The sequence below is a fragment of the Brevibacillus centrosporus genome (assembly GCF_003710815.1).
GTDB classification, from domain to species: Bacteria; Bacillota; Bacilli; order Brevibacillales; family Brevibacillaceae; genus Brevibacillus; species Brevibacillus centrosporus.
Genome location: NZ_RHHP01000001.1, coordinates 546,277 through 561,809 on the forward strand (window position 1 = coordinate 546,277; position 15,533 = coordinate 561,809).

Annotated in this window: 11 protein-coding genes; all 11 read right to left on the minus strand. The window is 52.2% G+C overall.

Features of this window, described 5'->3' with window-relative positions; translation table 11 throughout:
- Positions 1 to 33: 33 nt before the first annotated feature.
- The 11 genes from EDM55_RS02780 to EDM55_RS02830 all read right to left on the minus strand — a co-directional run bounded on the left by EDM55_RS02780 (position 34) and on the right by EDM55_RS02830 (position 15,508).
- Positions 34 to 1,647 carry a PucR family transcriptional regulator gene (locus tag EDM55_RS02780; RefSeq protein WP_092267818.1) on the minus strand — a complete coding sequence of 538 codons (1,614 nt, stop codon included), beginning with the start codon at positions 1,645 to 1,647 and terminating at the stop codon, positions 34 to 36.
- Positions 1,648 to 1,763: 116 nt separating this feature from the next.
- Complete coding sequence (locus EDM55_RS02785; protein ID WP_092267817.1) at positions 1,764 to 3,062, minus strand: MFS transporter; 1,299 nt, start codon at positions 3,060 to 3,062, stop codon at positions 1,764 to 1,766.
- A 267-nt stretch (positions 3,063 to 3,329) separates the two neighbouring features.
- Positions 3,330 to 3,968 carry an orotate phosphoribosyltransferase gene (pyrE, locus tag EDM55_RS02790; protein WP_092267816.1) on the minus strand — a complete coding sequence of 213 codons (639 nt, stop codon included), beginning with the start codon at positions 3,966 to 3,968 and terminating at the stop codon, positions 3,330 to 3,332.
- A 24-nt stretch (positions 3,969 to 3,992) separates the two neighbouring features.
- Positions 3,993 to 4,730, minus strand: coding sequence for an orotidine-5'-phosphate decarboxylase (gene pyrF, locus EDM55_RS02795; protein WP_122959541.1), 738 nt, complete (start codon positions 4,728 to 4,730; stop codon positions 3,993 to 3,995).
- A 47-nt stretch (positions 4,731 to 4,777) separates the two neighbouring features.
- The gene (gene carB, locus EDM55_RS02800) at positions 4,778 to 7,990 is read right to left on the minus strand and encodes a carbamoyl-phosphate synthase large subunit (protein WP_092267814.1); all 3,213 of its coding nucleotides are present in this window, start codon (positions 7,988 to 7,990) and stop codon (positions 4,778 to 4,780) included.
- Positions 7,974 to 9,071: a carbamoyl phosphate synthase small subunit gene (locus tag EDM55_RS02805; protein ID WP_122959542.1), complete on the minus strand. Its 1,098-nt coding sequence runs from the start codon at positions 9,069 to 9,071 to the stop codon at positions 7,974 to 7,976. Before EDM55_RS02805 ends, carB begins: the two co-directional genes overlap by 17 nt.
- 73 nt (positions 9,072 to 9,144) lie before the next feature.
- Positions 9,145 to 10,425 carry a dihydroorotase gene (gene pyrC, locus EDM55_RS02810; RefSeq protein WP_122959543.1) on the minus strand — a complete coding sequence of 427 codons (1,281 nt, stop codon included), beginning with the start codon at positions 10,423 to 10,425 and terminating at the stop codon, positions 9,145 to 9,147.
- The gene (locus EDM55_RS02815; protein ID WP_092267811.1) at positions 10,392 to 11,339 is read right to left on the minus strand and encodes an aspartate carbamoyltransferase catalytic subunit; all 948 of its coding nucleotides are present in this window, start codon (positions 11,337 to 11,339) and stop codon (positions 10,392 to 10,394) included. The genes pyrC and EDM55_RS02815 overlap by 34 nt, the downstream gene beginning before the upstream one ends.
- Positions 11,340 to 11,598: 259 nt before the next feature.
- Positions 11,599 to 12,945, minus strand: coding sequence for a solute carrier family 23 protein (locus tag EDM55_RS02820; RefSeq protein WP_092267810.1), 1,347 nt, complete (start codon positions 12,943 to 12,945; stop codon positions 11,599 to 11,601).
- Positions 12,946 to 13,307: 362 nt separating this feature from the next.
- Entirely contained in the window at positions 13,308 to 13,847 is a 540-nt protein-coding gene (gene pyrR, locus EDM55_RS02825; RefSeq protein WP_092267809.1) for a bifunctional pyr operon transcriptional regulator/uracil phosphoribosyltransferase PyrR, read from the minus strand.
- A 296-nt stretch (positions 13,848 to 14,143) separates the two neighbouring features.
- Positions 14,144 to 15,508 (minus strand): alpha/beta hydrolase, encoded by a 1,365-nt coding sequence (locus EDM55_RS02830; protein WP_246070873.1) that lies wholly within the window; start codon positions 15,506 to 15,508, stop codon positions 14,144 to 14,146.
- Positions 15,509 to 15,533: the final 25 nt, after the last annotated feature.

The window sequence follows — 15,533 nt, forward strand, 5'->3', positions numbered from 1 at the left end:
TTTGTCCGAGCAGACAAAAAAAGAGACGATGCATTATCGATAACGATAATCGTCTCCCATCAAGTCAGCCAGCTTCAAGCCAATATGCAGCATCAGCTTCCCTTCCGATTGCTGCAGACTGTAGCCCGTCAATTTTTCGATTCGCCGCAAACGATACTTCAAGGTATTCACATGCAGGAAGAGGGCAGCCGCTGTTTCTGTCAGCTTTTCATCGTGCAAAAAGTACAGCCGAAGCGTTTTTACCAGCTGCAGATCACTGTTGCGATCATGCTCGAACAGCTTGCCCGCCGTCTCTTCAAAAAAGCTGTGCATTTCAGCCCGGTCCTGAAATTGTGCCAGCAAACGGTAAATGCCGAGGTCGTTGTAATGAATAACGGTCCCCCTGTTGTTCATGGCACTGCCCAACAAAATCGACTGCTGGGCTTCTCGAAAGCTTTCTCTAAGCCCGCTAATTCCCGCTCCATGATCTCTGCCAATCCCGACGCGAAAGCTTCCCTTTGAGGCAGTCTGCTTCTTCAGCTGTTCCGCCAGCTTTTCTGCTCGCTTCTTGAGTTCCTCACTGGAGATACCAGACTCCACTGGGCACAGACAGACAACCATCTGTCGGAAGAATCCGGTAATCACTCTCTGCGTCCAGACCCGAAGCAGCCGCTCTGTCCGATCCGCCAGGTCAAACGGATTTTCCCTTTTTTCCTCTCCTTCTGCTCGGATCACCATGCAGATATACGGCTCGTCCAGTGTAAAGCCATAAGGGAGTCCTCTTTCCCGCACATCCTCTAAAATCAGATGCTCGTTGACAAATACATCCCGCAAAAACTCATTCTTGTATTGCTGCTCGGTGTCAAAGCGCACCTTCAAGCGCAAAAACTCCAGGGCAAGCAGTGTAGAGGCTTTTTCGAGAATCGCGAGGTCCATTTCCAGATGATCCCTCTCAAACGCCCAGCAGGTAATGTTGCCATACACATGGCCATCCAGCAAAATCGGCGCCACGATGCACTCCATCTCTCCCCGCTCGCAGGTTCGGGTCAGATGAACAGGGCGTTTGATGATCGCAAGCTCGCGGATTTGCTCGGAGCTAAGCGGCTCACATGCAAACGGCAGCGGCGGCACCTGCATATAGGAAAGCATGCTTTCGACTGTAATCGTATTTTTCGTGAGCATGCCGAGCGTCTCAATCAACGATTCCATCCCTTGTTCATTCAGAGAAATCTCATTTAGCACTTTGCTCGCTTGCTCTAAATCCTCCTGCAAAACGACCTTCCGATCAAAAATAGCGTGACTCACTGGAGGCAAAATCTCCAGGTAGCTGATCTTCTCCGGAATTTCGATGACAGGAAAATCATAGGTATTGGCTTCCTCCAGCAAGGACTGGGGAATCTCGTCTACAAAACGGTGCGGCTTGATTGCCAATGCGACCGTACCTTGTTCATGCAGCTGGCGAATCAGCTCTTTTTGCGCCTCTGCATCATCCTTGATCGCATACAGACTGGAGAGAATCAGTTCATCGCCTTTCAGCCATTTGGCGATATCCGGAACCTCCATGATGGTCACGTATTTCACCAGCCGATCCAGTCCCCTATGGCCTGCCACCACCCGACAATCACGGAGTCCTCCTACGCGCATTAGCTGCCTCATCGTAATGGGCATGATCCTCACCTTCCTTTTTCGCAGGTGTTACCAGTCATTGTACAGGTTCGCGAACAGACTGCCCACTTAAAAATGAAAAAGGCCACGAACGCATTCGCAGCCTTTTCCCCTCTTTCTTAATCCAGTTCTACATCCTTTGTCTCCGGTACCATCGTCAGCATGACCAGAAGGCCAATCGGATAGACGAGGAAGACCAGGGACATCGCACCCATAATGTTGCCGCCTACACTCAGCATCCCGATAATCGCAGGTCCAAAACCGGCAAGTCCGCGCCCTGTACCAAAAATAAAGTTTTCCGCAGTAGAGCGTGCCTCCGATGGATAGTTCTCAGCCAGTACTGCGCCGAAGCCGCCCATCATGCCGTTTACGAAAAATCCGAGCATTGCGCTGCCCCAGAGCAGCACGTTTTGATCCGTAAAGACGAAGAAATAGAGAATACACGCGATCGTACCGCCGACGTAGTAAATAGCGAAGGTCTTTTTACGACCGATCTTGTCAGCCAAAATCCCGAATACCATGATCCCGATAAGCATGCCGACGGTCGAGATCAGCATCCAGCCGCTTGCCTTTGCCAGGCTATAGCCGTATTTTTCCGAGAGAACTGTCGGCATCCAGGAGAAAATTCCGTAGTAGCCGAAGTTTTGAATAAAGGACATGATAGTCAAACCGATCGTGGCAATGGTCAGCTTTTTGTTTGCGAACAGCTTGCCCAAAGGGAAGCCTGTCATGCTTTTGAGGGCAGTGCGCTCTTCCTCTGTCAGCGTTCCCTGCTTTTCCTTTTCTAGCAAATGCTTTTTGTAGGCATTTTTGCTTTTCCAGATCTCAGGCTCTTTCAGGCCAAAACGTACGTAGGCTGCCAATAGCGCCGGGAGCAGACCGAACAGGAACACCGTTCTCCAGCCCATGACAGGAACGACGAGTGCAGCGAGTACAGAGGCACCGAGAACGCCCAGCTGCCATCCGAGTGCAACACCGGAAGTAGCTTTTGCCCGTTTTTTCTTCGACCAGGTTTCTGTTACTACCGCCATCCCAATCCCGAACTCTCCACCTACACCAAGACCGACGATAAAACGTAGAATGGCCAAATGCGAATAGTCGCTTGCAAAATAGATAAGAGCGGTACCAACGGAGTAGAGCAAGATCGTCAGCGTAAAGATTTTGATGCGCCCGTACATGTCGGCCAAGAAGCCAAATAGATACGAACCAATCAACGTACCAATCGTAGTCACCAGCGTCAAGTTTCCTGCCTCTGCAGGAGAGAGTCCAAATTCTTTGATGATGAAGACGAGTACGAAGGACAAAAGCAGCATGTCCAACCCGTCAGCTGCGTACCCCAAAATGGAGCCGACAAGCGTTTTGACCTGTGTAGATTTGCTCTCTTCCACTTTTCCGTGAGGCGTAATCGAATGTTGCACGAAAGCATTCCCCCTTGATCGTGTACAGGAAAATTTGAATTATTCCATTACTAAGATTTATGTGAATGTTGGGTGAATACCTTTGTCCCTATAGACTATATTGATATTCATGATTTGTTCTAATCGACAAAAACCGCACAACATCGCCATTTGAAAAGCCTTACATTCACCTTCTTCGTGTAAGGTTTTCTTACATTTACACAAAAGATAGGAGAGAAAACGGTGTGGAAGCCGTCTTCTACTCCTATAATCAAAGCTCAACCACTCTTATTCAAAGAATGTCCGAGGAGATTTGCGCCATTCCCCCAGGATTTTCTCTTGCTCAGACGTGATGACCCCTTTTTCTGATGCAGCCTCAAGCAACGCTGTGTATTGGGAAAGCGTTGTGCATGGAATGCCTGCATCTGCGAAAAGTGCTTCTGCATCCGGGAACTGGTAGCTGAAGATGGCTACTACACCCATCACTTCTCCACCTTCTGCCTGCACAGCCTGTGCTGCTTTCAGAGAGCTTCCTCCGGTAGAGATCAAATCCTCGATAACGACTACTTTCTGTCCGGCTGTGAGGGCACCCTCGATTTGATTTTGGCGGCCATGGCCTTTTGCCTTGTCACGCACGTAGATCATCGGCAGGTCCAATAGCTCTGCTACCCATGCCGCATGCGGAATGCCTGCCGTTGCCGTACCTGCTACGACTTGCGCTTCCGGAAACTGAGCGCGGATCGTCTCAGCAAATGTACGAGCTATCTGACGGCGCACCTGTGGGTGAGACATCGTAATCCGGTTGTCGCAGTAGATCGGAGACTTGATCCCGGACGTCCATGTAAATGGCTGTTCAGGACGCAGGTGCACGGCACCAATCTCAAGCAAGCTCGCAGCAATTTCTTTGGCAGTTGTCATCGTCATCATTGTAATTCCCTCCAGATTCGTATATTACCTGCGGTCTGCTTCAACAGCAGTCACAATGCTCTCCCAGGTTGCAGCCGGATCCTTTGCCGCGGTAATCGCGCGACCGATCACGAGAAAATCGCTTCCTAGCTGGAAAGCCTGCTCAGGTGTTGTAATGCGGGTTTGATCCCCTTTATCCGATCCTAGAGGACGAATACCTGGCGTTACGGTCAAAAAGTTCTCTCCTGCTGCTTTCTTAATCATCGGTACCTCGAGCGGAGAGGCCACCACTCCGTCCAGTCCTGCTTGCTTGGTCATTTTCGCGTAGTGTACCACTACGTCTTCTACCGAGCCTGGGATGGCCAGCTGTTCGTTCATCGTTTGCACACTAGTCGAGGTGAGCATGGTGACCCCGATCAGAATCGGACGGGGAGAGCCTGCTGCCGTCCCCTGTTCCAATCCTTCCCGTGCTGCCTCCATCATCGCCACTCCGCCTGCAGCATGAACGTTCACCATGTCTGCACCCAGTCGAGCCAGGCTTTTCATTGCGCCTTTGGCTGTATTCGGGATGTCGTGCACCTTCAGGTCAAGAAAGACCTTCAGTCCCCGTTCTTTCAAATAGTGGACGATCGCAGGTCCTTCCGCGTAGGAAAGCTCCATACCGACCTTCACATAACGGATTCGATCTTCCAATGGTGCCAGGCACTGTTTGATTTCTTCCAGTGTGGAAAAGTCGAGCGCCACGATCATGCGTTCTCTAACATCAATGGATTGAGCTTGCACACTTCTCTCCTCTTTTCTATCCCGATCTCAATTTTTCTCGTTGTGGTTTACACCGTCACAGCCACTTTAGCCCCGGAGCGTTGCGCCGGCATTGCTTCCGTAGAGAATGTGATGGTCTCCAGTACGTGCAGCAGTGCAGACGCTGTATCCAGCGAGGTCAAGCATACCGCACCGTTCTCCACTGCTTCGCGGCGGATGCGGAAGCCGTCACGCTGTGGCGTTTTGCCTTTGGTCAAGGTGTTCAATACGATGTTGGCTTCGCCTTTGTGGATCATGTCCAGCAGGTTTGGCGTACCTTCCGACAGCTTGTTTACACGAGTTACGGGCAAGCCTGCTTTTTCCAGATAATCTGCCGTTCCGGACGTAGCCAAGAGCTTGAAGCCCAGCTGACGGAAGCGTTTCACGATAACCAGTGCCTCTTCCTTGTCTTTGTCTGCCACAGTGACGAGGAGCGCGCCTTTCGTCGGGATGTTCATGCCCGCTGCGACCAGTCCTTTGTACAGAGCCTTCGCCAGCGTGCTTTCACGCCCCATGACTTCCCCCGTCGATTTCATTTCTGGTCCAAGCGTGATGTCTACGCGACGCAGCTTGGCGAAGGAGAACACAGGAACCTTGACGGAGACCACTTTTTCTTCTGGGTGGCAGCCAGGTGTGAAGCCTTGGTCGATAATCGAGTGACCGAGAATGGCTTTCGTCGCGATGTTCGCCATCGGAATTCCTGTCACTTTGGAGAGGAATGGGACGGTACGGGACGAGCGCGGGTTGACCTCGATGACATAGGGACGGTCTTTGTAGATGACAAACTGGATGTTCAGCAGTCCCTTGATTTGCAGCGCACGTGCCAGCTTGGTTGTCATTTCGATCAGCTCTTCCTTGATCGCTTGAGACAGCGATTGTGGCGGATACACCGCGATCGAGTCACCGGAGTGAACCCCTGCTCGTTCGATATGCTCCATGATACCCGGGATCAGGACGTTTTCACCGTCGCAGATCGCATCGACTTCTGCCTCGACCCCAACCATGTAGCGGTCGACGAGAACCGGATGATCTGGATTTACTTTCACAGCCTTCTCCATGTATTCCAAAAGCTCAGGCTCGTTGTAGACGATTTCCATCGCACGTCCACCCAGTACGTAGGACGGGCGTACCAGAACCGGGAAGCCCAGGCCTTCAGCCGCTACCACCGCTTGCTCTACGGATGTTACTGTTTTGCCAGGAGGCTGTGCGATGGAGAGGCTGCGCAGCAGGGCTTCGAACTTCTCGCGGTTTTCGGCTGCATCGATGTTTTCCAGGCTCGTTCCGAGGATCTTGATACCGCGCGCTTCCAGCTTGTCAGCCAGATTGATCGCTGTTTGACCGCCGAACTGTACGATGACGCCCTCCGGTTTTTCCGCATCCAGGATGTTCATCACGTCTTCGATGTAGAGCGGCTCGAAATACAGGCGATCCGAGGTGTTGAAGTCGGTCGATACTGTTTCCGGATTGTTGTTAATGATGATCGCTTCATAGCCTGCTTCTTTCAGTGCCCAGACTGCGTGCACGGTAGCGTAGTCAAACTCGATCCCCTGACCGATACGGATAGGACCGGAGCCGAGTACGACCACTCGTTTTTTGCCCGTCTCGATACGCTCATCCTCTGTTTCGTAGCTGGAGTAGTAGTACGGTGTTTGCGCCTCAAACTCGGCAGCGCACGTATCTACCATTTTGTATACCGGGATCAAGCCGTTCTTTTTGCGCTCTTCGCGAACAGCGTCTTCCGTTTGACCGGAAAGCTCAGCGATTTTGCGATCCGTAAAGCCAAGGCGTTTTGCTTCATACAGCTTTTCTGTCGTCAAGCCCTTCGCGAGTTCGCCTTCAAAGGCAACCATCTTGTGGAATTTATGCAGGAAGAACAGATCGATTTTCGTCAGTTCATGCAGCTCGTCGATCGTCCAGCCGCGGCGCAGAGCCTCTGCCAGCAGGAACAGGCGCTCGTCATCTGCTGCTACTAGACGTGCTTTCAGCTCATCCTTACCGATCTCGGAAGCTCCATTGATCTCCATATGGTAGGAACCGATCTCTAGGGAGCGAATGGCTTTCATGATGGACTCTTCAAACGTACGTCCGATCGCCATGACTTCACCAGTCGCCTTCATTTGTGTACCCAGCTTGCGGTTTGCCGATTGGAACTTATCAAACGGCCAGCGTGGAATTTTGCTTACCACGTAGTCGAGAGTTGGCTCGAAGCAAGCGTATGTTTGTCCCGTTACCGGATTTTTCAATTCGTCCAAGGTATAGCCGATGGCGATTTTGGCAGCCATCTTCGCGATCGGGTAGCCAGTCGCTTTGGAAGCCAGTGCAGAAGAGCGGCTCACACGAGGGTTTACTTCGATCACGTAGTATTGGAAGCTATGCGGGTCAAGCGCGTACTGCACGTTGCAGCCACCCTCGATACCCAGTGCACGGATGATGTTCAGTGCAGAGGAGCGCAGCATTTGGTATTCGCGATCCGAGAGGGTTTGGCTCGGAGCTACTACGATGGAGTCTCCTGTGTGCACACCAACCGGATCGATGTTTTCCATGTTACATACCACGATGCAGTTGTCGTTGGCATCGCGCATCACTTCGTACTCGATCTCTTTCATACCCGCGATGCTCTTCTCGATCAAGCATTGGGTGATCGGAGAGTACTTCAAACCGCTCGCGACGATCTCGCGCAGACTCTCTTCGTCGTCGCAAATTCCGCCGCCTGTACCGCCAAGTGTGTAGGCGGGACGCACGATAATCGGGTAGCCAATTTCATTTGCAAAGTCAACCGCTTCTTCGATCGTGCTGACAATCACGGATTCCGGTACGGGCTCGCCCAGCTCGTTCATCAGGGCGCGGAACAGCTCGCGGTCTTCTGCTTGTTTGATGGATTCCAGCTTGGTACCGAGCAGCTTCACATTTTCTTGCTCCAGTACGCCTTGCTCTGCCAGTGCTACCGCCATGTTCAGTCCAGTTTGTCCGCCGAGCGTTGGCAAGAGGCCATCCGGTTTTTCCTGACGGATCACGCGGGATACGAATTCTGGCGTGATGGGCTCGATGTATACTTTATCTGCCATGTTCGTATCTGTCATGATGGTCGCAGGGTTGGAGTTGATCAGAACAACCTCCATGCCCTCTTCTTTCAACGCTTCGCAAGCTTGCGTACCTGCGTAGTCAAACTCTGCAGCTTGCCCGATCACGATAGGACCGGAACCGATCACGAGGATTTTTTTGAGGTTAGCGTGTTTTGGCATAAGTTTTCTCCTCCTTAGCGGTTTCAAGCATCTCTAGGAATTGGTCGAACAAGTAACCGGAGTCATAAGGGCCAGGAGCGGCTTCCGGGTGGTACTGTACGGAGAATGCTCGCTTCGCAGTGTTGCGAAGCCCTTCTACCGTATCGTCGTTCAAGGCGATATGGGTGATTTCCAGCTCTGTGCCTTCGAGCGATTCTTCTTTCACCGCATAGCTGTGGTTTTGGGAAGTGATATAGGTGCGTCCAGTCGGCAGCTCTTTCACCGGGTGATTTCCGCCGCGATGGCCAAATTTCATTTTCATGGTATCCGCGCCAGATGCCAGCGCGAACAGCTGGTGTCCCAGGCAGATTCCGAAGAGTGGGTACTCACCCAGAATGCCTTTGATCATCTCGATCGCTTCTGGCACGTCTTTCGGGTCCCCAGGGCCGTTTGACAACAGGATGCCATCCGGTTGAATCCGGCGAATCTCTTCTGCCGTCACGTTGTAAGGTACCACTACTACGTCGCAGTTGCGTTTGGTCAGCTCTCGCAAAATACCGTGCTTGGAGCCGAAATCGACCAGCGCCACACGATGTCCGGTACCTGGGCAGGAAAATACGCTCTTGGTGGATACGCGGGATACTTGATCGGTCATGAGGGTCTTAGATTGGAGAGTCGCTACAAGCTCTGCAAGCGGTGCTTCACTCGTGGTGATCATGCCCTTCATCGTGCCGTGGTAACGGATCTTTCTCGTCAGCATCCGCGTGTCCACGCCGCTGATTCCCGGGATGTCGTACGTTTTCAGCAGTTCATCGAGCGTATTGGTATTGCGCCAGTTGCTTGGCATGTCGCAATGCTCGCGTACGACAAAGCCGTGGATGTAAGGTCTTACCGCCTCAAAGTCATCGCGGTTGATTCCATAGTTCCCGATCAACGGGTATGTCATGGTCACAATCTGCCCGCAGTAGGACGGGTCAGACAGGACCTCTTGATAGCCCGTCAGTCCGGTGTTGAACACCACTTCTCCGTACGTCTCATTTGTTGCGCCAAACGCTTTTCCGATAAACTCTGTTCCGTCTTCCAAGATCAGTCTCGCTCGCATCTTTCGCTCCTCCTTCTATGTCTCGCCCAATCCCCCAGAAGCTTTTATCTTGTTGTCATACAGGGGTTTCTCATTACACCTCTTGATGTACGATCTTGCCATCTACCAAGGTTAGGATCGGCCAACCTTTGCACGCCCATCCAGCGAATGGTGTATTCGTACCCTTGCTCGCAAAGGCCGCAGGGTCAATTTTCTTTTCCGTTTCCAGATCGATGACAGTCAGGTCAGCTGTCGCGCCTACTTCCAGGCGACCGTACGGCAGGCCGAACGCTGCAGCAGGCTTGATGGTCAGCAGGTCGACCAGTTCTTTCAACGTGAGCTCACCTGTTTGCACGAAGTGAGTGTAAAGCAGCGGGAAAGCTGTTTCCGAACCAACGATTCCAAATGGAGCTCGGTTGATGCCGTTTGCTTTTTCTTCTGCCGTGTGCGGCGCGTGGTCGGTTGCGATCATGTCGATTGTTCCGTCCTTCAGACCTGCGATCAGCGCGGCACGATCTTCGCGGGAGCGCAGCGGCGGATTCATTTTCCAGTTCGTATCCAGATTTTCTGGAATGTCTTCGTCACACAACAGCAGGTGGTGAGGGGTTACCTCGCAAGTCACGTTGACTCCAGCTCGTTTGCCATCGCGAACCAATCGGACCGATTCCTTCGCACTGATGTGGCAGACGTGATAGTGGACACCCGTTTGTTCAGCCAGCAGGATGTCGCGCCCTACATGGATGGATTCAGACTCCGATGGAATACCTGGAAGTCCGTGACGCTTTGCCACCTCTCCATCGTGCAAAGCCGCTCCCGGGATCAAGAGATCGTCATCCTCGCAGTGAGCGACGATCGAAACGCCCAGCTCTTTTGCCGCTTGCATGGCTTTTTTCATCATGGCTGTAGACTGTACGCCTACACCGTCATCTGTCAGGGCAAAGATCCCTGCTTCCTTCAAGCCCGCGAAGTCCGTGAGCTCTTTTCCCAGCTGCCTTACCGTAATCGCTCCGTATGGAATCACTCGTGCCATTCCCGCTTCACGTGCTTTGTCGAGAATGTAGGTAACTGTCTCGACGCTATCAATGGAAGGACGCGTGTTTGGCATGCAGCAAATGGTCGTGAAGCCGCCGCGTGCTGCTGCCTTCGCTCCTGTTTCAATCGTTTCTTTATGTTCAAAGCCAGGCTCGCGCAAATGTACGTGTACATCGATGAGTCCTGCGCTGATCAAGCCGCCTTTGCAATCGACCCATTCGTGATTGTCACGGGGGATAGACTCGCCCATCGCGACGATGCGTCCGTCCTCCACCAGTACTTCAACCGGGATTAATACTCCCTCATGATTTAATAGTTTGCCGTTACCAAGGATGGTTCCCATTTTAATTCGCTCCCTTTCAGCAGAGTTTCTAGTACCGCCATTCGTGCTGCTACTCCATTCGTTACTTGCTTTTGAATCAAGGAGGCCCCCGATTCAACCAGATCTGTGTGAATTTCCACTCCCCGGTTGACTGGAGCCGGATGCATGATGACCGCCCCTGGTTTCATCGACTTCGCACGCTCCAGTGTCAAACCGTGTGCCTGATGATACTCTTCCTTGGAAATGTACAGCGACTCGGTATGACGCTCCAGCTGCACACGCAGCATCATGACGACATCTGCCGTCTGCACCGCTTCGTCCATCCCGACGATTCTCACTCCGTTCGGGATTTGAGCCGGCTGCGGCATCATGCTTGTCGGACCGGACAGCAAGAGCTTGATTCCGAGCTTCGGCATCGCATGCAGGTGCGAGCCGAGTACACGGCTGTGGCGCAGGTCACCGATGATGGCAACAGTCAGTCCATCCAGTCGTCCGAACTGTTGTTTCATGGTCAAGAGGTCGAGCAGGCATTGGGTAGGATGTTCGTTTGTTCCATCCCCTGCATTGATCAGCTGCAGGTCAACGCTTGTCGCGAGCTCCTGCAAGAGACCTTCCTTTTTCGTCCGGATGACTGCCGCTTCTACGCCCATCGCTTCCAATGTCTTGATCGTGTCGTAGACCGTCTCGCCCTTCACTGCTGAGGAGGTTTCAGGAATGAAGTTTAACACGTGTGCGCCCAGACGCTTTTGAGCCACCTCAAAGGAAAAGCGCGTCCGCGTGCTGGCCTCGAAGAACAGGTTGGCGACAAATCGTCCGTGCAGGACGTTTGCCTGCTCGCCCGGGCGCTCCGCCCAGTAAGCCGCTCTCGTCAGCAGCTGTACAAGCTGTTCTTTCGTCATATCTTTTACGCCAATCAAGTGACCCGTGTTGTTCATCGTGAATCCCTCCGTTTATCTGGTGTATTCGAAAACTTGGCTGCGCCAAGCTTTTGGGCGGAGTCTTAGTTGCACTTATGCTGGATAAGATTCCTATAAATCCTTATCTGTACAAAAAAGCTTCTTGCCTTCGCCTTTAGCCTTTGTGGCTGGCGAGACAAGAAGCTGCTATGCTCTCCCTTTTTGCGCAGGGGAAACAGCGTTCTATGCCTTGTCAGCCTCTCTGGACTGGATTAAAGGAATGGGGAACGTTTTCTTCTTATTCTTTTTCGCTTTGCACGTCACCCATTGCAGACTCTTTCCCTGGCAAAACCACATGCAGGATGATTCCGAGGAAGGTGGCGAAAGCGATATTGTCGATGGTCAGGTCGCTCAGGAAAGCGACGCCTGTTCCTGCAAAGCTGATTTTATAGCCGCCGATACCCGTGACAAGGATCGCTGCTGCCAGTACCATGTTGCGTTTGTTGGAGAAATCAATCTTGTTATCTACGTACATCCGCAAGCCTTGTGCTGCGATGATCCCGAACAGGATGATGGATACGCCGCCCAGCACTGGAGTTGGGATGCTCATCAAAAGCGTGCTGATCTTGCCGATGAAGGCAAACAGGATCGCTAGAACTGCTGCGAGGCCGATCACCATTTTGCTGAATACGCGGGTAATCGCGAGTACGCCGATATTTTCGCCGTAGGTTGTTGCAGGAGGCCCACCGATGAACGCTGCAAGCGAAGTTGCGATACCGTCACCAAGCAAGCTGCGGTGCAGACCAGGGTCTTTCATCAGATCGCGGTCCATAACTTTGCTCGTTACCAGAAGATGCCCCAGATGCTCGGCCAGTGTTACGAATGCGACTGGTGCGATAACCAGTGCTGCGATCCAAGCGGATGGGTTGCCCATCGCTGCTGCGACTTCACCGAATTTGAAGTGAGTGGTGAACATTTCAGGGATGCTTACAACCCAAGGTGCATCCGCGATTTTTTGCAAGTCGATCAGGTCCGGGTGACGCAAGAGTGTGTAGACATAGCCTACGATGATACCAATCAGAATCGGGATCAGACCCAAGAATCCGCGAAGGAGAACCGCTGCAAAGATCGTTACAATCGTCGTTACCAAGGAAATTTCGATCGATGTCAGGGACATTTGCGATTGTCCGTCTACTGTTACCTTTGTTGCCATGTCGACTGCCACACCTGCAAGGCTCAAACCGATGACCACGATGACAGATGCGATGACGACTGGCGGGAGAACTTTGTCAATCCATTTGACACCTGCCTTTTGGACAATGGCGGCAACGATGATGTACACCAGACCGGAGAGGAAGCATCCGAGCAGCGCCGTACCTACTCCGTGAGAAGCTGTGACCGCGATGATCGGTCCGATGAAGGCAAAGGAAGAACCCAGGTAGTTCGGGATTTTTCCTTTCGTGATCAACAGGAAGAGCAGCGTACCGATACCGCTTGTAAAAAGCGCCGTCGCCGGATCCAAGCCTGTCAGGATCGGGACGAGAACCGTCGAGCCAAACATGGCGAACAAGTGCTGGATAGACAGTGGCAGCAGTTTTTTCAGTTCAGGTGTTTCGTTAACATCAATGTAATTTTTCTGGCTCATACCGATAGGTTCCCCCTGCATTTCTTTTTCTTTCCTTTATCTTTTTGCTCGCTCTGTATTAGAAAACTTGGCTCCGCAGGTGAAGCCTTAGTTGCACGTATACTTGCTAAAAATCTTGCAAATTCTTACTGCACACAAGAAAAACCTCTTCGTGCGGGCACAAAGAGGTCAGCTTCTCCACAAACATGGGAAGATATCTGCCTCTTGCCGACCTCACGGGATCGTTTTTAAAGAGGAGTTATTCAGTTGTGTTTAACGTGTAGGAAATGATAAGCGTTTACGCTTATCATTTCCGGAGCGCATGGAAACTTTCCGCTAAAACGCGGTCGCTCCTCCATGCATAGGCCTCGGTAGAGGTTTTCTTACAGTAGTTGTCGGATGGATACGATGTCCATCATGTCTACTTCGTCTAGTTGTACATCGACAATTTCCGTTCTTGCTGTCGGTACATTTTTCCCTACAAAGTCCGGACGGATCGGCAGCTCCCGGTGTCCGCGGTCAACGAGTACGGCCAGCTGAATCATGCGCGGACGCCCGCTGTCGATCAGCGCATCCAGTGCAGCGCGTACCGTACGTCCCGTGTAGAGCACATCGTCAACCAGAATCACAGTTTTGCCTGTAATTTGTGCCGGCAGCTGCGAACCGTGCAGAACGGCGTCTTCTGACTTGTGCTGCAGATCGTCGCGATAGAACGTAATGTCCAGCTCACCGACTGGCACCTTTACATTCTCGATCATTTCGATCCGTTCGACCAAGCGCTGTGCGAGGTAAATCCCTCTCGTCTTGATGCCCACGATGATGCAATCTTCCACACCTTTGTTTCGCTCAATGATTTCGTGAGCGATCCGAGTCAGCGCGCGGCGGATAGCCGCTTCATCCATAATGATGCTTTTACTGATCATCTACTTACCCCCCTGACGGGAACTGTGGACGTAAGAAAAAAGGCTTCTTGTCAGGAGACAAGAAGCCACTGGACGCGACGGTAGAAGAAGACATCAGCATGTCCGCTTGCACCGTTTTGTCGATTCCGTGCCCTTGTCAGCCTCTCTGGACTGCATTTAAAGGTTCCATTCGTCATGTAGGATTATGTCATGAATCGGGACGACTGTCAATGGCTTTTCGGACATTTTATTTAAGAAAATCACATTTCCATCCACTTGATTTTTACTTTCACTAAAATTCAATTGTTAAATACCTATTAGGCTCCTGGCTTTGGTGCTGTTTCTCTCTCCCAATAGACACTGACCCACTCAGGTAGATAATTGCCGTAGTAGCCAATATCCCCCGTGACGTTTCTCAGCAATTCCGTTTCTTTTCCCTGCCATGACAGGAACACGGATCCGTGAAGCGCATTGTCTAGCCTCACGAACAGCAGCTGCTTGCCATCGAGCGATGGAGCTGGGTAATAATCAGCTGTTGCATTCGTTCCTTTTGTCACTTGCTGGGCTTTTTCCCCTACAGCCTGCTGCCAAATCCGCTGGCCCGGAACCATCACTTTATTCGGATCGTAGTGGTATTCCGCTGCTTCCCCACGGGAGAAGAATACCGAATACGGTGCACCCAAGGTCCATACAGGCAGCGTATCTACGTTTCCTTCCGGGCTATCTGACACGACTTTGCCGTTCGTGTCAGCGAACTTCAGATGCTTGTGGGAGGTCGCCATCCGATCTGTTCCGTCGATAAAAGCAAGCTGCTTGCCATCCGGGGACCAGCGGAGCCATTGCGTGTGAATCAGTCCCGTGCCCAGATCCACAGGCTTCCTTTTGGGCTGACTCCGATCAAAAAGCTGGATGGGCACCCCATCGGCGGACAGAGACGCGGAATTGTATTGGAGGTAGTATCCCACATGCACTCCATCCGAGGAAATGGCCAACGCCCTCGCTGCCCATGGCCAGATCCCTTCCTCCATATTGGGAGGTGGTGCAATCGGGTAGCTTGCTGTGGTTTTTCCCGTGAGCTCACGCAGCTGAAGAGTCATCCCCCGATCCTTCGTCGCAGGGGTCGACACCAGGAGCTGCTTCCCATCCGGCATCCAGGAGAAGTCCACAAAATCTACGTTCTTCTCGCTGTAGACTTCGCTTACGGCTCCGTTCTTCCATTCTTTTATTAAAAACATCGACTGCGGGTTTTCCGCACTTCCCCCGTTCACGAAGAAGGCAACCTGCAACCCCGTCGGCGACCATTTCGGCTGGTCCATTACGGGTCTGTCATCCAATTGGACCGCTACCGTGCCATCTGCTTTTACCGCCCATAAGTACCCGGGTGTGGAATACGTGTCGCTTCCTTTGTATTTCAAAAACAGCAGCCACTCACCATCTGCTGACCAGCCTACGATTTGAGCTGCTCCATCCACAGTTACTTGCTTTGGAGATGATCCTCTCTCTCGGGCATCCAGCAGCCACAGATGGTCCTGGTTGGTGAAAGCGAGTTTGGCTGCTACTGTTTCCTGACTCACCCGTACAGGCAGCACAGACTGCTCTTGCGCCATCGCTGGTCCAGCACCCGCCGCAAGCATCCCAACCAGACTCGCTATGCTCATCCACGCGAGCCATTTTTTCCGCATTCTGAATTCCTCCTCCTTTTTCATC